The organism is Spirosoma sp. 48-14 (assembly GCF_001898575.1).
Taxonomy (GTDB): Bacteria; Bacteroidota; Bacteroidia; order Cytophagales; family Spirosomataceae; genus Spirosoma.
This window is the reverse complement of record NZ_MKUD01000039.1, coordinates 36,390-54,883: the sequence shown is the minus strand read 5'-3', so window position 1 is coordinate 54,883 and position 18,494 is coordinate 36,390. Positions and strand designations below refer to the sequence as shown.

The window sequence follows — 18,494 nt, the reverse complement described above, 5'->3', positions numbered from 1 at the left end:
CCGTAGCAATGTCGAAGCTGGCCAGTTGAAGTTGGTCTGTCATTTTTTGCCGAATAGTTAGGTATTCATTCGAAGCAGGCTGATTCGGTTTTTGTTGCTGTTCCAGTAATGTTGCCTGTACCAGCAGTGATGTGAGCCCTACAGCCTGGGCCATCCGAAGTCCGCGCTCGCCGTAGCGACGACGGAGTAGTGAGTCGTCCGGTGAACCAGGCACTAAATCAACGGGGTGAAAGACGTAGCCCGATGTACCACTTGAATCAATCGCACAATCATCGCTGGCAACCTTAGTTAAGGTATAGGCCGTCTGCCGGGAAGTCAGGCAACTGGTTAGCGAAGCCGCAACGAGAAAACAGATCAGAAAATTGGGTATAGAGTACAATCTATAGTTGGTCATATAGTCAGTTCAGTTGTAGGAAGAATATGCTTACTAATAGGTGGGTGTAGCGAAGACGTTAGCTTACCTTAGGACCTGTTTCCGGTACTAAAAACCATAAGACACCCAGAGCAACGAGGGCCAGAGCTGCCAGTGTTAAGAAGGCGACATTATAACTGGTCTGTTGAAGAAGCATACCGGCAAAGGCGTTACTAAGGGAAGCGCCCAGCCCAACAGCTGTCGCAATGGCTCCCTGTGTGGTATTGAACAAACCTGATCCGCGCGTCAGATCCGAGACAATCAGGATGGATAATACACCAAATATTCCGGCACCAACACCGTCCAGAATCTGAATGGCAACTAGTAAAATTGGATCGCCCGTTAACGTATAGAGTAAGCCACGAATGGGCAATACGGCAAAGCCGATGAGCAACAGTCGCTTACGGCCGTTTGGGGCTAGTTTTCCGGTAAGGTAACTAACAGGAATCATAACAAGCTGAGCGACAATGATGCAAGCCGACATATAGGCCGAAGAAGCTCCCGCATTGATTCCCTGGGCCAGTCGTTGGCCGAGTAGTGGCAGCATCGCTGCATTCGCAAAATGAAAGAGCACACAGGCCAGGGCAAAAAAGAGAATTGGCCGGTTACCGAGCAATGCCTGCCAGCCTGAACGGTCTTTGTTTGCCTGTTCCTCTTCTTCCGAACAGCCCCTTGCCAGTTGATGGTCGATGTCTTCCTCTCGAATTCGCCAGATCGACAAGCTACTCAGAATAGACATTGCCGCCAGTAGTAAAAAAATACCTTTGGTACTCACGTAATAGCCTAACAAGCCTGCCAGTAGAGCGGCAAATACATTACCCGCGTGGTTAAACGTTTCGTTGCGTCCAACTCGTTTGTCCAATCCTTTAGGTCCAACCAGCCCTAATGTAATAGCAGCAATAGCGGGTGTAAACCAGGCGGCTGCCACGCCCATAATAGCTTGGCCCCCCAGAATCACCGAGTAGGTTGGTACGGTAATGGTAACGATGGCTGCCAGGGCAATCAGAAGCGAGGCAACAATTGAGAAGGCACGTTTTCGGTGCGTTCGATCGACCAAGGCACCTGCTGGTGTTTGCGCAATTACAGTAGCAATGCCCATCACCGACATGGCGATACCGATATTTTGCGCATCCCAGTGCAGGGTTGTTAACAAGTAAATAGCCAGATAAGGCCCCAGGCCATCCCGAACATCGGCCAGAAAGAAATTGGCGGCATCCAGCGCCCGCAGGCTGGCTAAACCAGGTTGTCGTGTAGTTAGTTTTGGCGATAATTTAACCATCTTTTAATAATGGACTAGCGTTGAGTACACTGAATAAACAGAATACATTAGCTAGGTCGCTTAAATATTGTACCAGGTCACGTAGGAAAGATATTTTTCTGGAAATTGTCTGATTTATAGGTGATTATAGGGGATGGTTGTAGGCTAGTCTACTTAGTCGGCTGTAGAGAAAAATACCTGTAATTGGTGTCGGATATAGGCACGGCTACCAGGTTCAGCTGAAATGCCAAATGGAATCCTGCTGTAGGAGCGGATAAAGGAAAGGATAACGAATGAAAAGGATTAAAACTTGGCGCGATTGGGGATGCTCAGGAAAGATATAACGCGCTAGTGATTGCGGGTATCGTCAGGCTACCCAGGAGCAGCGGACGATAGGATTTAATCTAGCCGACTTTATACTGCCAATCAGCACTTGGTAAAGGGGATAAATGCCAATAGATTAATTAAGTACAACTAGTAGGGCTAGAGAAATAAAGCAGCTTGACATCCAGCAAGAGCCTGCATTTCATTCATGCAGATTCCTTTACGTGAAATGATAATAATTTGCTAGGCTGCCTTTGTATTGTAAAAAGGTTGTCGCGAACAGGGTTATTTTATGCTGTTTAGAAGCCGACAAATGCCTAACAGGAGTAACCAGGAACTATAAAATGAATTTTCTGATAGAAGGTATCAAATCATCTGTGTAAAAACGCACCCTACACTAGCTGCGATAACTGAGACGACCAGCAGCACAGCAAACCAGTTATCCGTATCGATTATACTATCTTTTTTCTTTTCCAGATTAATTGACGAGTTCATTCTGAGAGCGTATTGGTTGTTGCAAAAGCGAACGCTATACTAATTAGATGTAGTTACATCTAATTAGTCACGGATGCTCACCTAATATTTAGTAAAAGGTAGTTTTAGCACATAGTATTAGGGGCAATAAGGCCATAACCAACCTTCTTCTCAATGATGGGCTTTGCGCAGAATGGATTCACGCATGAAGTCAACTACCGGATATTATTATGATTGTAGCGATGTAGACCTACTTCATCAGTGGGTTATTGAACGGCAAGAGGTCGAAACTTCCCTATGGGAAATGGTAAATTGTAACTACACCTATGTGGAGGTCGAGGAAAACCAACCAGCCTGACCGGGCATAAAGAAACGATACTAGAAGAAATGGTGATACTACTCAAAACAGCGCATTAGTCAGTACGAGATTGCCTTTTCGACTGAGCATATCAACCATATCAGGCGGTTGAATTAAGGCTGTAATACGTTACTGGAATCTAAAAAAGCCTTGTATCATATATTTATCCGATTGTATAGGCCTTGGAAGCAGAAGATCTTTGATCTCTTTCTTCTCTTGCTTTCTTGATGGTGAAACAACTTTATCTGCTATTACTAAGTTGGCTACTGATGGCTCCAACAATAGCCCAGACAAACTATGTAGTCAATACAGCCAATACAGCAACTCCTGGCACGTATAATACGCTGCTAGGCCCACTGGCTGGTTACTCGACTAGTAGCACCTCTAACAATAATGTATTGGTAGGCTACTCAGCTGGCTACTATAATACCGGCTCTGAAAATAGTTTTGTCGGTTACTACGCTGGCTATAAAACAACGACTGGCAACTCAAATAGCTTCGTAGGCTATGTGGCTGGCTTTTCTAATACAACTGGGAAGCAGAACACGTTCATGGGTTATTCGGCAGGGTTTACCAACCAGACCGGCTTCAGCAATAGTGTTTTTGGGTATGGAGCTGCCTTTCAGAATACCTCTGGTTATTCCAATGTGGCTATTGGTGTCAGTGCTTCATACGCGAATACTACGGGACATAATAACGTCATTATAGGCGACTCAGCCGGTGTGAATAGCTCAGCTTCGGGTAATGTCTTTGTGGGCTCAAAAGCTGGCTATAAAAGTTCGAGCAGCTCCTCCAATACCTTTCTTGGCTTTCAAACCGGCTACAACAGTTCAACGGGGGGCGGCAACAGTTTTACGGGTGCTTATTCAGGCTACAGCAACAAGACTGGCTACAACAATAGTTTTATGGGTAGTTATGCTGGCTACACCAACACAACCGGCTATCAGAATGTATTTGTGGGCGTGGCTGCGGGGTCTGTGAATACAACTGGCAATAGCAACACGATTATTGGGTCTAGTGCTGGTACGAGTAACACGACAGGCAATAGCAACACATTTATGGGCTTCAATGCGGGCCGAAGTATAAGCACAGGCTCAAACAACATTATTATTGGCCCAAACTCGGGGACAGCCATTACCACCAGTGACGATAACGTTTTGATGGGCTATAACAGCCAGGCAGACGAAGGTATTTACAATGGGATCGCTATTGGCGCAAACAGCCGGGTAGCTGCCAGTAACGCCCTTATCCTAGGCAATGGAGTAAATGTTGGTATTGGTACCTCAATTCCGCAGCGAAAACTAGAAGTCGTGGCCGATGTAGATGAAGAGAGCGGTTTACGACTTACCCGGCTGACTAGCCAAAGTAAACTGACTCAAACTACCGATCAGTTCTTAACGGTAAATGAATTGGGTGATGTGATCAAAGCCCGCTATCAGCTTCGAATCAACAATCCCAGCGAGTGGAGTGATAAAGTGTTTGCACCGACTTATCAGCTCCGGTCGTTATCCTCAGTAGCGGCTTATATCCACCAGCACCGCCATTTACCCGGCATACCTTCAGCCGAACAGGTAGCAAGCGAAGGTATTGATTTGGTAAAGATGAATGCAGTCCTGCTGGAGAAAGTGGAAGAGTTGACATTATACAGTATCCAACTGGAGAAGGCCGATCAGACGAAACAGCAACTACTAGAGCAGCAGCAGCGGGAGCTAATGGCACTGAAACAAAAACAGGCCGAATTAGAACTATTGCTTCGCCAGGTCCTGAAGCAGAAGTAAGCGTTCATAATGTACATGTTGTGAACTGAATAGGTCACAATTTATCCACTCACATCTGCTATGAAGCCACTTTTACAAACCACACCTCAACCTTTTGTCAAGTACATAACCTTTAGCCTGGTCTTGCTTTAGTTTTTACTGAAATGGGCTACGCGATGGGGTTGAAAAAACATAACTATCCTATGTGATAAGACTTTGGAACACCAATTGCCTGAAACTATCAGGCATTTCAGAGTCATACACTACAACTACTGACGTTTAACTCCCAACAGCCAAATAGCTTGGCTAATGCCCTGCGAGCAAGTCGCCATCAACTCCGATTGTTGCTGGACCTTCCTGTCGATTGATAAAATACATTACCAAAACGTCATGGATTTCGTATAGTTGCGAATGGATAATCCAGCCTTTAATCTTGGTACGGTTCGTCGCACGGTTAAATGACTCGGCTAATGCCTTCGTACTGCGATTGTCAAAATAATTCAGGATAGTTGTATAAGGGTTCTGGATGGAACAGGCCACCGTATTGAAGGCCTAAAAAACAGCTTGTCGGCCTTTTTCATGCCATCGCTTCGGCGCTCCGATTAGCCAATCGAGCTAAGCCGTAGACAGCATCATCAATAAAACCCCACTCTCGTTTTGAACCAATCGAAAGCTAGGTGGCAGAGCCCTAAGTTATTATTTGGGGTAGTTTTACCGAAACGGATGGGGCTCCCCGAGCGGATAACTCGTCATTTGGGATGAAAAATCAATATCACAAACTCAACTAGAATGTGAGATTTTGACTTTGAATAGTGACTGGACCGCCGGAGCAGATAGGAATATGAGGCTGAAGCCCGAACAGAATGACTTTGCTGTCACAACTACTGTCTCTATCGTAAGAATAGGGCGATTTACGAGCCGTTAAAATAATCGACATCTATCGTCTCTTCTGTCAAATAAAAAGCACTGAGGTGCTGTATAGTTAGTTTTATGAAGTTTTGTAATAAACAAAAGTCAAGCTTTATTCACCAGTCGACAATTTGTTTTTCTGCTTTTTCCATTCGAATATCCCATATCCAACGAGTATTCCATATTCCACAAAGACAAGGGGTATATTCTCATTGTAAGGATTTGTCTGGTAAGCCCCATATGATAGGATGGCAAGCCCCGACCATATAAATGGATAGCGAAAAGGAGTAAACAGGCCTACTGCCAACAGCGAGGTAATATACCAGGGGTGAACCGTTGTGGCCAACAGCCAGTATAGACTCAGCGTTAAGAGTAGTTGAATCGATAGTTTATGAGAAGAGACCTTACCTTGGCTCCATACCGCGATGGCAATGGTACCGACGGCAATCAGTACGGACAAATATGGACCGGCTTCTTTAATGATGCTACGTCCTGATAGAACATAGCCAACGGCCCGAATTATATAGTAGATACTGGCATTGAATTCAAGCTTTTGAAAATAAAGACTCAGACTGCTAAACACATTTCTGATCAGATTTATATCAATAAACGGCACAAAAAGCAATCCCGTAAAACCTAGGGTAACTGTAGCGTATACGAGTCCACGTTTCCAACCCATGTATCGAATCATCAACGGGAAAAACAGTACCGGTAGAAGCTTCGTGCCGATACTTAGCGCTAAGGCAAAAGTGGATACTCTCCATCGTTTCTGCTGATAGAACCAAAGAGCCAAAAGGGCGAAGAAAATCATCACTGCCTCATAATGTATGTTACCAGTCAGTTCCAGAATCGCCAGTGGATTTAGACCGTATAACGAGGCCAGGTTTGGGTTTTTACTCCATCGACGTAAGAGTTTGGGTAAGAGCCACAGCGTACCAATTTCTGCCAGTAGAATCGGGATACGTAAGCCAATCACATTACCTAGCAAATGGTGTGGCGAAAGAAAAGCGGCTAACCCAAACAATACCTGATTGACGGGCGGGTAAACGGTGTAGTAATTCGGAGAATTTAAGCTATAGTACAGTGAGTCGGTTAGTCCAACCGTGACTGCTAAAGGCGTATGGATAATCTGGCTGGGTAGATAAAGATACGGGTTGAAACCGTTGGCGACCAGATGGCCGTCCCAGATAAAGCGAACGTAGTCATCGGATAAATTCGGAATGACTGCCAATAGACTGAGCCGGAATAAAATGGCTGCCAGAACGAGAAATCGGTCGGGTTCAGGTTGAGTGATTGACGTGAGTGATGGTTGATTCGAGACGAACCACAGCGGTCGGGTAATCCGGACATAACCCCAGAAGGAAAGTCCGTATAACACAATCAGCAGGTTAAATTGAGGACGGGCAACTCCATATCCTATCAGGGTATACAAGGTCAGTGAAAGGAGGAGCCAGCCAATTCGGAAGGGCGTAATCATGGCTGTAGAACAGTCACATTCGGTGCTACGTTCGTTTCCTGGGCCCAGCTGTGAGCGAGTGTATAACTAACAACCACGCTATACCCAATGACCAGCAAACTATGGAAAACAACCATCGAATAGTCGCCCAGGTATAGTCCCATACCGATTGCTGCCAGGAAATACAACCCAAGCCCAATTTCGCCAAAAACAGATTTGGGAAACGTTTTCTTTATGTAAACATTACTAGTCCAGTCGACAGGCGATGCCATACTATTGAATTTTGGCGTACGAACGAAGGGCGTCTTTTTTCCGAACAGGCCTTCCAGCACAGCCAGACTGTTGTGTAACGACAACCCTAGCATGATGGAAATAAAGGTAGGAAATAGCCCGAAAAATCGGACGGATTGACCAACGAGACTGACTTTTGCGAGAGGGTCATTTATACCTTGCTTTATCTCAGCCTGATAATAAGCGACTCCGTAAAAAAGGGTTGAAATGAGGGTAGCCAGTAAAAACAGATTCGATAGTTTCTGGTCAATAGCTGCCCAGTCGGGGTGGCGGTGGTGAATCCACAAAACAGGCAGACTCAGGAGCGCCATACCCAGAATAAGTACTAACAGGGAGCTATTCAACAAATGAAAACAGGCCTGTATTTTTTTACGAACGGAGATGCCTGATTTCTGCCATACGTTTCCTAAAAGTTTCCGACTGCATTCGGCTGGCCCTTTCATCCATCGGTACTGCTGCGACTTAATCGCATCCATCGTAATCGGCAGTTCAGCGGGCACGCCAACATCGACCCGGTAAACGATTTTCCAATCCTTCAACTGCGCACGGTAACTTAAATCCAGGTCTTCGGTCAGGGTATCCGCTTGCCAGCCGCCACTCGCTAGTATTGCTTCGCGACGCCAGATACCGGCTGTACCGCTGAAATTTAAAAATAGCCCGGTGGCATAGCGAGCATATTGCTCAATGAGAAAGTGAGCATTCAGACCAAAAGCCTGAATCTGCGTTAGCAGCGAATAGTTCTGATTGGTATGTAGCCATCGGGTCTGAACAACACCAATGTCGGGCTGTGTAAAACTGGGCAACACACGTAGTAAAAAATCGGCTTCTGGTAGAAAATCAGCATCGAAAATCGCTACGTACTCGCTATCGATCAGGTTGAGTCCATAGGCTAGTGCGCCTGCCTTAAAACCCGCTCGGTCGGGTCGGCGGATATGTACCAGCGGAAAACCTCTTTTTTGATAAACAGCTACTTTTGTAGCAATCAGCAACGTAGTGTCATCCGTCGAATCGTCCAGAATCTGAATCGTCAGCTTGTCCAGGGGGTAGCGCAGCCGGGCGATGGCATCAATCAGTCGATCCACTACGTATAACTCGTTGTATATGGGCAGTTGAACCGTAATTGTAGGTAGTTGATTCCAATCGATAGCGGTCTCTGGAAAGCGCTCATTTCTCAAACGCCATCGACCGTATACGTACCGAATAAGGAGCCCCAACTGACCGATGCTGAACAGGACGACCAGCAGAATCAACAGGTTGTAAATAAATAGAATGACTAATTCCATGATATCAATTCCCGCTCACGGTTTACGCCAGGCTGCCCTTACTACCAATATTTAAAGATGGTTGTCAGGATTTTATAGCCCGCCAGTACTGTCCCTTTAATCGTACCCGAAATTTTTGAGTGGCCAATCCGTTTTCGATAACTCACGGGCACTTCGGTTGTTTTGCAGCGCATCTTGGCCGCTTTTAACTGCATTTCAACGGTCCAGCCATACGTTTTATCCTGCATGTTCAGGGCCATCAACGTATCAAACCGAATGGCGCGAAAGGGACCTAAATCCGTGAAACGAACGCCATACAGCCAACGTAACAGCCGGGTAGCCAGCCAGTTTCCGAAGAGCTGCTGGGGTGTCATGGAACCCCGCTGCCGGTTACCTAATGCGCGCGAACCAATCACTAAATCAGCGGTTTTTTCCCGAATCGGGGCAATAACACGGGGCATTTCAGCCGGAAAATCGGAGTAGTCAGCATCCAGAAAAACAACGATGTCGGGTGTAGGCTGGCGTTGTTTAGCGTACGCAATGCCCCGTAAACACGCCCGGCCATATCCTTGAACTGGCTCGTCGAGTACGGTAGCGCCAGCGCGGGAGGCTTCAATAGCGGTCTGATCGTTGGAGTTGTTGTTGACGACAATAATTTCCTGTACTAACTCGGCGGGTATGTCACGGATTACCTTCCCAACAGAATTTTCCTCGTTGAAAGCGGGTATGATAACGACTATAGTTGGCTGATTCAAACGTAGCGTGGCAGTAAAAACGAAAAATATAGGTTACGTGTCATAATGGCTGACTCGTTTTCTGAACATAAGCTTCATAATCAGTCCATTCGTCGATGTCGGTTAGTTCGTCAAGCTGGGCATACGTTAAGCCATGCTGTAAAATAGCCAATTCGGTCAGCTGTCTGAGTTCGGGTTGGCTCCAGGGCATATCCTGAAATAAAAAAGGCTGAAGCTGATCCATCCCTAACAGATAATATCCGCCGTCGGTGGCTGGGCCAATCACCACATCTACGGTATCGAGAGCTGCAAACGCATTATGGATATGGCTGGACGTTATATCGAAACAATCGCTGCCAATAATAACCACTTTCCCGGCCCCCGCCCGAAATTGTTCGTCAAACGCATGGTGCATCCGCTCGCCCAAATCTACACCTGCTTGCTGATACTTAACAAAAGGATTCCACCCGTCATCGGCATTCACAAAATCACCGTAGTAGACGGCACAGCGCCCTTTAAATTCAGATACCAGATGTTGGGTATAAGCCAGCAGATGTTGATACACGTCGAGCGCTTTGGCGTCCCCCACCGTTCGGGCGATGCGGGTTTTGACCTGGCCGGGAATGGGATTTTTGACAAAAACAATCAGTTGCTCTGGTGCCATGACTACTAATAACGAAACAAGCGAACAATCGGTTAATGAAATCGTGTGATTAATTCTCAACAATTATCTTGCGAAAAAGATAGCCTAACATCGTTTATGACCATCCTTGAACAGGTTCAGCAGACTACCCAGTTTATTCAATCGAAAACGCAACTGACTCCGCAAATCGGGATCATTCTTGGAACAGGCCTTGGCGCACTGGCGCAGGAGCTAACCATCGAGACGACCTTATCCTACGAATCGATTCCTCATTTCCCGCTATCGACGGTGGAGTTTCATTCCGGGAAATTGCTGCTGGGTACGCTGGGCGACAAACCAGTAGTAGTGATGCAGGGACGGTTTCATTTTTATGAAGGCTATTCCATGCAGCAAATTACGTTTCCGGTACGGGTTATGCACGCGCTGGGCGTTCGAACATTGCTGGTTTCGAACGCTGCCGGTGGCCTGAATCCCGCTTTTCAAACAACCGACTTAATGGTCATTGACGACCATATCAGTTTGTTGCTTCCCCAGAATCCGCTGGTAGGGCCAAACCCACCCGAATTTGGCGACCGTTTTCCCGATATGAGCGAACCGTACAGCAAATCGCTGATCGATCAGTCGTTGGCTATAGCCGATGAACTGGGCATTCGTCTCCAGCGTGGCGTTTACGTCAGTGTAACTGGCCCTCAACTCGAAACACGGGCTGAATACCGAATGCTCCGCCAATGGGGTGCCGATGCCGTAGGTATGTCGACCGTGCCGGAAGTGATTGTCGCCAATCAGATGGGCATGGCCGTTTTTGGTGTATCGGTCATCACCGACATGTGCATACCGGAAACCCTGGAAAAAGCCGACATTCAAAAAATCATAGCGGCTGCGGGTGCGGCAGAACCCCATCTTACCCGGCTGATGCGGACGTTGGTCAGTCAGCTGTAGGTCAGGCGGTAGTGCCTCCACAACTGGACCCGGCCCCCGCCGTGCAACCGTAGCAATGCTGATTGATAACCACCGATCGCTGATTTAAGGTAGTCAGGTCGAAGTCCTGCACGTGCTGGACCGGGCTGGCTACTTTTAAATCGAGCATCTGGTTAAAATCACAGTCGTAAATGAACCCATCCCAGCTAATCGACAGGGTATTTCGGCACATGACGCCAGCAGCGGCTACCGGATTGAACGCATTGACCAGTTTTTCCATGTAGCCATCATAGTTGCCGGACGAAATCAGGTAGTCCAGAAACCGACTGATCGGAATGTTGGTAATGGCGTAGAGATCATTGAACTGAATCCCGAATTCGTCCTGCAAAACCCGTTTGAACTGACGCTTCAAACTCTCCTGCGGACCAGGTAGAAATGCGCCATTGGGGTTGTATACCAGGTTCAGCAACAGGCCGGTATCCGGCTGGCCGTAGCCCACTGCATTCAGCATACGTAGCGCCCGGACAGAATCCTCGAAAACGCCTTTTCCGCGCTGACGGTCAGTTTTATCGGCATTATAGAACGGCAATGAGCTAACGACTTCAACCTCATGCTGCCGAAAGAAGTCAGGCAGGTCATTGTATTTTGGATTGGCAACGATGATCGTGAGGTTGCAACGTACCATCACCTTCCGACCCAGCTTTCGAACCTCTTCAACGAACCAGCGGAAATTCGGATTCATTTCCGGTGCTCCGCCCGTTAGATCCACCGTCGGGATGTTTGTTTGGGCCAGCGCATCCAGACACGCCTGCATCGTTTCGCGGGTCATGATTTCTTTCCGGTCGGGACCCGCATCGACGTGACAGTGCCGACAAACCTGGTTGCACATTTTCCCCAGATTTATCTGAAAAACAGCCGGTTCGGTTGTACTTAATGGAAACAGCCCAGCGGTTTGAAGTTTCTCATGAAAAAGGGGTAATTGCAACGTATCGGCCACCTCGCTTTGCAGCGTTTGCAGTTGTACGTCGACGTTGGCTAACTGATGCCCACTGGCTTTAAGTGATTTCATAGGATTGATGAGCGAAAGAGTGAAAGAGCGAAAGAGTGATAGTACCTGCCGGAAGATTTTTGCCGGACGGGTTTCGCTCTTTCACCGCTTCGGCGGCTCGGTCATTCGCTCTTTCACTCGTTGATTTACATCGATAATTCTTTGGCTTTGTTCATCATTTGCACGCCGTGTACCAGCGAAGCCCCACCGCGAATGGCGGCTGCTACGTGTACGGCTTCCATCATTTCGGCTTCCGAACAGCCTTTTTCGAGCGTATCAGATGTGTATGCATCAATACAGTACGCACATTGTACCGCATGAGCAACCGCCAGCGCAATTAGTGATTTCTCACGGGCGGTCAACGCACCTTCCGCAAAAACAGAACCGTAGTAAGAAAAAAACTTGTCGGCCAGTTCTTTCTGAAACTCACCAATCTTGCCAAATTTTTTGAGGTCTTCAGGATTATAATACGTCTGCATAAAGTCGGACCGGCGCACCGGTTGAATTAAGTTAATGAGAATACGAGAACTAGCTGAAAATAGATTTTACTCATAAAAATGCCGGAGTCTACGAATCGTGGTAAGCACAATCCAGTCGCCTAACCGGGGCAGATGCGTATGTACCAGCACAATCAGTATGCCTAGTGCCGAAATTACCGTTCGCTGGCGACGTCTCCGAACATGATTGAGAATGATGCGGGCCACTTCCGACTGACTTTTCTGCCAGCGAGGAGGCCGGTGAGCGATGGGTACCGGTTGGCCCGTTGCATTGAGTACCCGTTTATCAAGGTCATTCTGCGTGAAGCCAATGTGTACTACGCCAATCTGAATGCCTGTGTGAGCCAGTTCCAGCCGTAGCGTGTGGGCCAGATTCGCCACGGCGGCTTTCCCCGCGCAGTAAGCCGAGCCGCTGGGCATACCATTCAGCGCCGATATGGATGAAATGAACGTAACGACACCTTTGGTTTTGATCAGATGGGGTAACGCCACTTTCAACGGATAAACCGTTCCATACACGTTGCTGTCGAGCACCTGCCGGAATACGTCAGGCGTCATGTCGGCAAAGTAAGCGCGCATCGAAATACTGGCGTTTGTGATCAGAACGTCCAACTGCCCAAACGTATCGATAGCCGTTCCAATCAGTCGTTCGCAGTCCTCAAGGCAGGTTACGTCGGCCAGGCAACTCACTACGTCCAGACCCTCGCCAAGCAGTTCATCCTCGGTTTGTGCCAATCGCTCGGGTGTGCGTCCATTTAAAATCACCTTAGCCCCAGCCATACACAGGGCCCGTGCTGTAGCTTTACCAATGCCCGACTCAGAACCGGTAACAATGGCTACTTTTCCGGCAAACGGCCCCGAAATGGTTGTGGTTCTATGGTTTCGTTTACCCGTAACGTCAGAAACGGCAGCAGCTGAAGCCGACGTTCGTTCGTCAACAGGTTCCGATGGGGCGATTTGCTTAGTTAGTTCCAGCACGTTGCGTAAGATAGTTATGTCGTTTAAACCAGGTAAAGGCTTCGTCTATGGCCTCTTCAATTGGTGTTTGAGGAAGTCCCAGCTCGGAAATGGCTTTCTGCGAACTGAAATAATGTCCATCATTAGCCACCGCAATCATCGATGAATTTAGCTGTCCCGGACGGTGAGTCAGCCTGGTTAGGGCATCACAACCAAATCCATACAGCGTTGCCAGACCGGGTGGAATCGGCCAGCGCGGTGGAGATACGTCCATCCGTGATGCCATCAGTCGAAACGCTTCCTGATAACTCAGATTGGCGTTCCCCAGAATATACGATTCACCGAATCGCCCTTTGGTCAGCGCGTTGACCGTTGCAACCGCTACGTCCCGCACATGCACGTAATTTTTCCCCCCAGCCGGATAGCCTATCACACGACCCTGGTAGAGTTCCAGCAGCATCCGCCCGGATGTCGGTTTCGCATCGAATGCACCCAGCATAAACGTTGGATGAACCAGAATAGCGGGCAGGCTTTCCTGTTCTACAGCTTCCTGAACGCGGTTGGTAGCTGCCCGTTTACTGTCGATATAATCAGAGCCATATTGCTTTCCTGCAAATGGATAGGTTTCATTTCCAGGCTGTTGCTTCGTTCCAAACCCAAACACATTGGCTGTTCCAACGTAAACAAATCGTTGAACGCTGGCCAGCCGTGCTGCGTCAATCAGGTTTTCTGTCCCGGTCAGATTCACTGCCCAGACGGCCGGATTACGAGCCGGGTTTACCTGAGCCAGAGCCGCTGCGTGAATAATGGCATCACAACCTACAACGGCTTTTTTTAGGGACTGTTTATCTAAAACGTCGCCTTCGTACAGTTCAACGGGCAGCCCGTCCAGCGTGGGAGACGGCTGTTTATTTCGCACCAATACCCTTACCCGGTATCGACGCGCCAGCAATTCGCGGGTCAGGTGCGCCCCCAAAAAGCCACTGGCTCCGGTTAACAGTACGGTTGTTTCCATCAACGGTAGTTCAGCATGGCTTTGTACGTACGGGCAATCCGGCCGGGTGATACGTTCATGAAAAACAGCGAAAAGGCGGTCAGGTTCGCTATCTGTACCCGGAACCAGCTATTGGTGTCGTATTTTCGGGCCGATACCAGTACGTCTTTCGGTATGATACAAAACCGGGCCACCTTCCGAATCCGGATAATGATATCAAAATCCTCCATAATGGTGTAGTACTCATCGAAACCACCCAATCGATCAAACAGCGCACGGGTTATGAATAAAGTCTGGTCTCCCCCGCGACTCATGATGCCCGGAAAACGGGTTCCGTAACTGTTGAAGCGAAGCATGATTTTGTCTGAATTGAACCGAAACCGATAGCAACCCGCTTCATAACCTGCTTTAACGGCCTGCTCAATATCTGCAATGAAATCAGGGTTGATACCGACGTCGGCATGGACGAAATACAGAACATCGCCTTTGGCCAACGTAGCGCCGAAATTCATCTGAGCAGCCCGACCCGGCTTTGGCGATTGTCTGACCGTAGCACCTGCCTGCCGGGCCACCTCAGCCGTGCCATCGGGGCTTCCCGCATCAATCACCAGGACCTCCCGTAAAGAAGCACCACCAAGGGTCAGCAATGTCTGGACTAACCGGCCAATTGCCTGGGCTTCGTTATAAGTAGGAATGATAATACTAAACGTCATTAGTAATTGATAAGTGAGCAAAATAGGTTATTTATCAGCCCCTGACAAACCCCCTGAGCAGAAAGCACTTTTTCGTCTAAAAAGCCTCTCCAATGGTCAGATAGAAACCGTTCGATTGTCGTCCCAGCCCGTAATCCAGTCGGATGTTAAGATGGTCACGACGGTTCATGGTAAATCGTAAGCCGGCTCCATAAGCTAATTTAGGCTCATTCAACCGTAGTACTGATTGCGCATCGCCCAGAATCCCAGCGGCCCCGAAAACGACTCCGCCCAGCCGTTTGTACAGATCGAACCGGACTTCACTCTGAATGAGTGCTACGTTTTGGTCACGGTATCGACCTTCGTAATAGCCTCGCATTCGTTTGGTGCCGCCCAGCAACGATAACGCATTGAAAGGAGCCTCGCCCGTTGTAAAACTTACGAAATAATTGACCGCTAAGATTGCTTTGCTACTCAACGAATGATAGGATGATACGTCAGCCGTGTATCGCCCGAAGTGGACATTGCCGCCCAGCGCCTGATTATGAGTTAGATACGCAATGTCGGCTACAACGCCTTTGGATGGAAAGAAAATGACATTGCGCGAGTCGTAAAACAAGCCGAGTCCAGCCCCCGACAGTCGACTTCCCAATCCACCGGGTACGCTACCCGAAGCGAGCAATCCCCCCGGCTCGACGCTGGTTACCTGATAATCTTCGTACTGATACCGAATACCCGCATACAGCTTTCCTCGGCTTATTGCTGGAGCAACCCGCCGGAAGGCATTGATACGTATACGCGGAAAATTGACACCGTACAACTCGCGCGCAACTTCCGGCTGGCCGACGCCATAGAAATAATAATTGTAGCGATAATATCCAGCTTCGCCATTGATGTAGTACTTGTCCCGATCGTAGAAAATCTGGAAAGGCAGGTAAAACAGGATTTGCTTGTTCTGGGTGTAGGCAAAACCCAGCGTGATCTGCGACGGACGAACGGCGGCTCTGGCTTGTGCCGATGAATCTGCCCGCAAAAAATCCATATCGCGCCTAAAACGGAACGTAGTCGTAGCCGCTACCCCATACGCCAGCCGGGTTTCGGGCGTGTAATAAATGAGGGGAAGCGGTAAGATACTGAACGCTTTAGGAACACTGTCGGGCAGGGTAGAAATGAGTAGGGCAGTTACCAACGACGAAAGGAGCATTATGATTTTGGATTGCTTATCCTATCATACGAAAAGTTGCCTCGCAGGGTTTGAATTTAGGATTGTTAAAACCATTCGATAGATTGGGGCGTATATCTGATTGTAGAAAATTTAAATCTCATCATGAAAACGCACCCTACGTATATATTCGTCCTGTTTGGTTTGCTATGCTTACTCACCACAGCTTTCACAGAGCCAGCGGTAGCGCCTGTTGATCACAGTGCCTATGATCGACTGCTGAAAAAATACGTCAATGAAAAAGGTCTGGTCAATTATAAAGGCTTCAAGTCGGAGGAAAAAGTATTCAATGAGTACCTGGCAATGCTCAGCAAAAATCCACCGGCTGCTTCATGGAGCAAAAATGAGCAAATGGCCTACTGGATAAACGCCTACAACGCGTACACCATTCGGCTCATTCTCGATCATTATCCCGTAAAAAGTATCAAGGATATTGGCTCAAAAATCAAGATTCCCTTTGTGACAACCCCCTGGGCAGCCAAGTTCTTTACAATTGGTGGCGATAAAATGAGCCTCGACAACATTGAACACGGCATCCTGCGTAAAAAATTTAACGACCCCCGTATCCACTTTACCTTGGTTTGTGCATCCATTTCATGCCCCCGACTTCGGAATGAGGCTTATATGGCGGATAAACTAGATGCGCAGATGGACGATCAGGGGCGCGATTTTCTGAATAATCCGTCCAAGAATAAAATCAGCAAAGACGAAGCCCAACTGTCGAATTACTTCAACTGGTACAAGGGCGACTGGACCAAAAATGGGCAGTCGGTGGTGAAGTGGGTCAATAAATATTCCAACACGAAAATTTCAGACAAGACCGATATCGAGTTTCTGGACTACAACTGGAATCTCAACGAGCAGTAATCCCACCAGAAACGGGCAGTCATGAAGCACCTGATCATTATCGGAAACGGTATTGCCGGTATCACAACCGCCCGGCATGTTCGGCAGCAGGATTCAACGGTACGTATCACGGTCATTTCGGCTGAGTCTGATCATTTTTACTCGCGTACTGCGCTCATGTACATCTATATGGGGCACATGACCTATGCGCATACCAAGCCCTATGAAGACGGGTTCTGGGCCAAAAATCGCATCGATCTGCTACGTGGCTATGTCGAACAGGTCGATACGTCGGCGAAGCGAATCAGGCTGGCCGATGGGCAATGGCTCGACTACGACGCACTGGTGCTGGCTACTGGCTCGGTATCTACTACGGTCGACTGGCCCGGTCTGAGCGCATCTGGTGTGCAGGGTTTGTATGGGCTGCCCGATTTGGAACGGATGGAGCAATTCACCAAAAACATCGAACGGGCCGTTGTGGTTGGCGGGGGGCTTATTGGTGTTGAGCTGGCCGAAATGCTTCGTTCCCGACACATTGACGTAACGATGCTTGTCCGCGATCCGCACTACTGGAGTTCCACGCTACCCGCCGAAGAAGGTAAACTGGTTGGTCGTCATTTGCTCCGGCACGGTGTCGATCTGCGGCTTGAAACCGAACTCAAGGAAATTCTGGCCGGGTCGCGCCAGACCGGGCCACGCCAGGCCGGGCCACGTTCGGCAGATCCGACGGGCCGGGTGAGGGCGGTTGTGACGAAGACAGGCGAAGAGATTCCCTGCCAGTTCGTGGGATTGGGAATCGGTGTTACGCCCAACGTAGCATTCCTGAAAAATTCGGGCGTTGAACTCGGGAAAGGGGTTCTGGTCAACGAATATTTTGAAACCAACGTAGCCGACGTGTACGCCATCGGCGATTGCAACGAGTTTCGGCAACCTATATTGGGTACCGACGGAGCCCTGCGCAAACCCATCGAACAAATCTGGTATACGGGCCGGATGCACGGCGAAACTCTGGCCCGAACGCTCTGCGGTTCCCGGACGGCCTACCGACCAGGTGCCTTTTTCAACTCGGCCAAGTTCTTCGATATTGAATACCAGACCTATGGCACCCTGAACGCCCAGCTTACCGACGACGAACAAACGTATTACTGGGAGCACCCGTCTGGCGAACAGTGCCTACGAATCAACTACCGAAAAACGGATCAATCCGTTGTCGGCATCCATGCGTTGGGAATTCGCTTACGTCAGGCTGTCTGCGACCGTTGGATTCAGGATCGGACACCATTTGCGACCGTAGTGAGTCAGTTACGGCAGGCCGATTTCAACCCGGAATTTTCGGAATCCTTTACCGACCAGCTGACCGGGCACGCACCCGCCGGATCGCCGGACCGCCGGAAAGGTTGGTTTCATCGGTTATTTTCAGCAACGCACTAATCCGTTATCAT

Annotated in this window: 16 protein-coding genes; 4 read left to right on the top strand and 12 right to left on the bottom strand. The window is 48.6% G+C overall.

What is annotated here, in order from left to right; all coding sequences use genetic code 11:
- Nucleotides 1-452: 452 nt before the first annotated feature.
- Together BGO59_RS19970 and BGO59_RS19965 are read right to left on the bottom strand one after the other, a co-directional pair.
- Complete coding sequence (locus tag BGO59_RS19970; RefSeq protein ID WP_293686034.1) at nucleotides 453-1,691, bottom strand: MFS transporter; 1,239 nt, start codon at nucleotides 1,689-1,691, stop codon at nucleotides 453-455.
- A gap of 669 nt (nucleotides 1,692-2,360) precedes the next feature.
- The gene (locus BGO59_RS19965) at nucleotides 2,361-2,489 is read right to left on the bottom strand and encodes a hypothetical protein (protein WP_293686032.1); all 129 of its coding nucleotides are present in this window, start codon (nucleotides 2,487-2,489) and stop codon (nucleotides 2,361-2,363) included.
- A gap of 606 nt (nucleotides 2,490-3,095) precedes the next feature.
- Between BGO59_RS19965 and BGO59_RS19960 the strand changes: the two genes are divergently transcribed.
- Nucleotides 3,096-4,604 carry a hypothetical protein gene (locus BGO59_RS19960; protein WP_293686030.1) on the top strand — a complete coding sequence of 503 codons (1,509 nt, stop codon included), beginning with the start codon at nucleotides 3,096-3,098 and terminating at the stop codon, nucleotides 4,602-4,604.
- Nucleotides 4,605-5,604: 1,000 nt separating this feature from the next.
- On the opposite strand, the gene BGO59_RS19955 is transcribed toward BGO59_RS19960, so the two are convergent.
- From BGO59_RS19955 to BGO59_RS19940, 4 genes are read right to left on the bottom strand one after another with little or no spacing between them, the layout of a single operon-like run.
- Complete coding sequence (locus BGO59_RS19955; RefSeq protein WP_293686028.1) at nucleotides 5,605-6,969, bottom strand: hypothetical protein; 1,365 nt, start codon at nucleotides 6,967-6,969, stop codon at nucleotides 5,605-5,607.
- Nucleotides 6,966-8,522: a glycosyltransferase gene (locus BGO59_RS19950; protein WP_293686026.1), complete on the bottom strand. Its 1,557-nt coding sequence runs from the start codon at nucleotides 8,520-8,522 to the stop codon at nucleotides 6,966-6,968. Before BGO59_RS19950 ends, BGO59_RS19955 begins: the two co-directional genes overlap by 4 nt.
- 41 nt (nucleotides 8,523-8,563) lie before the next feature.
- On the bottom strand, nucleotides 8,564-9,256 hold the full coding sequence (locus BGO59_RS19945) for a glycosyltransferase family 2 protein (RefSeq protein ID WP_293686024.1): 693 nt from the start codon (nucleotides 9,254-9,256) through the stop codon (nucleotides 8,564-8,566).
- 40 nt (nucleotides 9,257-9,296) lie between these two features.
- Complete coding sequence (locus BGO59_RS19940) at nucleotides 9,297-9,899, bottom strand: TIGR04282 family arsenosugar biosynthesis glycosyltransferase (protein WP_293686022.1); 603 nt, start codon at nucleotides 9,897-9,899, stop codon at nucleotides 9,297-9,299.
- A 96-nt stretch (nucleotides 9,900-9,995) separates the two neighbouring features.
- Here BGO59_RS19940 and BGO59_RS19935 point away from each other — a divergent pair, with 96 nt between their 5' ends.
- Nucleotides 9,996-10,817: a purine-nucleoside phosphorylase gene (locus BGO59_RS19935; RefSeq protein ID WP_293686020.1), complete on the top strand. Its 822-nt coding sequence runs from the start codon at nucleotides 9,996-9,998 to the stop codon at nucleotides 10,815-10,817.
- A 1-nt stretch (nucleotide 10,818) separates the two neighbouring features.
- On the opposite strand, the gene arsS is transcribed toward BGO59_RS19935, so the two are convergent.
- From arsS to BGO59_RS19905, 6 genes are all read right to left on the bottom strand, one after another.
- Entirely contained in the window at nucleotides 10,819-11,865 is a 1,047-nt protein-coding gene (gene arsS, locus BGO59_RS19930; protein ID WP_293686018.1) for an arsenosugar biosynthesis radical SAM (seleno)protein ArsS, read from the bottom strand.
- 125 nt (nucleotides 11,866-11,990) lie between these two features.
- On the bottom strand, nucleotides 11,991-12,323 hold the full coding sequence (locus BGO59_RS19925) for an arsenosugar biosynthesis-associated peroxidase-like protein (protein WP_163953804.1): 333 nt from the start codon (nucleotides 12,321-12,323) through the stop codon (nucleotides 11,991-11,993).
- A gap of 66 nt (nucleotides 12,324-12,389) precedes the next feature.
- Entirely contained in the window at nucleotides 12,390-13,319 is a 930-nt protein-coding gene (locus BGO59_RS19920) for an SDR family oxidoreductase (protein WP_293686016.1), read from the bottom strand.
- Entirely contained in the window at nucleotides 13,303-14,313 is a 1,011-nt protein-coding gene (locus BGO59_RS19915; RefSeq protein WP_293686014.1) for an NAD-dependent epimerase/dehydratase family protein, read from the bottom strand. The genes BGO59_RS19920 and BGO59_RS19915 overlap by 17 nt, the downstream gene beginning before the upstream one ends.
- Nucleotides 14,313-15,005 (bottom strand): TIGR04283 family arsenosugar biosynthesis glycosyltransferase, encoded by a 693-nt coding sequence (locus BGO59_RS19910; RefSeq protein WP_293686012.1) that lies wholly within the window; start codon nucleotides 15,003-15,005, stop codon nucleotides 14,313-14,315. Before BGO59_RS19910 ends, BGO59_RS19915 begins: the two co-directional genes overlap by 1 nt.
- A gap of 76 nt (nucleotides 15,006-15,081) precedes the next feature.
- Nucleotides 15,082-16,188: a BamA/TamA family outer membrane protein gene (locus BGO59_RS19905; RefSeq protein WP_293686010.1), complete on the bottom strand. Its 1,107-nt coding sequence runs from the start codon at nucleotides 16,186-16,188 to the stop codon at nucleotides 15,082-15,084.
- A gap of 123 nt (nucleotides 16,189-16,311) precedes the next feature.
- On the opposite strand from BGO59_RS19905, the gene BGO59_RS19900 reads away from it, so the two are divergent.
- Nucleotides 16,312-17,073, top strand: coding sequence for a DUF547 domain-containing protein (locus BGO59_RS19900; RefSeq protein ID WP_293686008.1), 762 nt, complete (start codon nucleotides 16,312-16,314; stop codon nucleotides 17,071-17,073).
- 21 nt (nucleotides 17,074-17,094) lie between these two features.
- Complete coding sequence (locus tag BGO59_RS19895) at nucleotides 17,095-18,483, top strand: FAD-dependent oxidoreductase (protein WP_293686006.1); 1,389 nt, start codon at nucleotides 17,095-17,097, stop codon at nucleotides 18,481-18,483.
- Nucleotides 18,484-18,494 lie beyond the last annotated feature (11 nt).

Coding starts and splice junctions, on each gene's coding strand:
- BGO59_RS19970 (WP_293686034.1), bottom strand. CDS start 1,691: ATGGTTAAATTATCGCCAAAACTAACTACACGACAACCTGGTTTAGCC.
- BGO59_RS19965 (WP_293686032.1), bottom strand. CDS start 2,489: ATGAACTCGTCAATTAATCTGGAAAAGAAAAAAGATAGTATAATCGAT.
- BGO59_RS19960 (WP_293686030.1), top strand. CDS start 3,096: ATGGCTCCAACAATAGCCCAGACAAACTATGTAGTCAATACAGCCAAT.
- BGO59_RS19955 (WP_293686028.1), bottom strand. CDS start 6,969: ATGATTACGCCCTTCCGAATTGGCTGGCTCCTCCTTTCACTGACCTTG.
- BGO59_RS19950 (WP_293686026.1), bottom strand. CDS start 8,522: ATGGAATTAGTCATTCTATTTATTTACAACCTGTTGATTCTGCTGGTC.
- BGO59_RS19940 (WP_293686022.1), bottom strand. CDS start 9,899: ATGGCACCAGAGCAACTGATTGTTTTTGTCAAAAATCCCATTCCCGGC.
- BGO59_RS19935 (WP_293686020.1), top strand. CDS start 9,996: ATGACCATCCTTGAACAGGTTCAGCAGACTACCCAGTTTATTCAATCG.
- arsS (WP_293686018.1), bottom strand. CDS start 11,865: ATGAAATCACTTAAAGCCAGTGGGCATCAGTTAGCCAACGTCGACGTA.
- BGO59_RS19925 (WP_163953804.1), bottom strand. CDS start 12,323: ATGCAGACGTATTATAATCCTGAAGACCTCAAAAAATTTGGCAAGATT.
- BGO59_RS19915 (WP_293686014.1), bottom strand. CDS start 14,313: ATGGAAACAACCGTACTGTTAACCGGAGCCAGTGGCTTTTTGGGGGCG.
- BGO59_RS19910 (WP_293686012.1), bottom strand. CDS start 15,005: ATGACGTTTAGTATTATCATTCCTACTTATAACGAAGCCCAGGCAATT.
- BGO59_RS19905 (WP_293686010.1), bottom strand. CDS start 16,188: ATGCTCCTTTCGTCGTTGGTAACTGCCCTACTCATTTCTACCCTGCCC.
- BGO59_RS19900 (WP_293686008.1), top strand. CDS start 16,312: ATGAAAACGCACCCTACGTATATATTCGTCCTGTTTGGTTTGCTATGC.
- BGO59_RS19895 (WP_293686006.1), top strand. CDS start 17,095: ATGAAGCACCTGATCATTATCGGAAACGGTATTGCCGGTATCACAACC.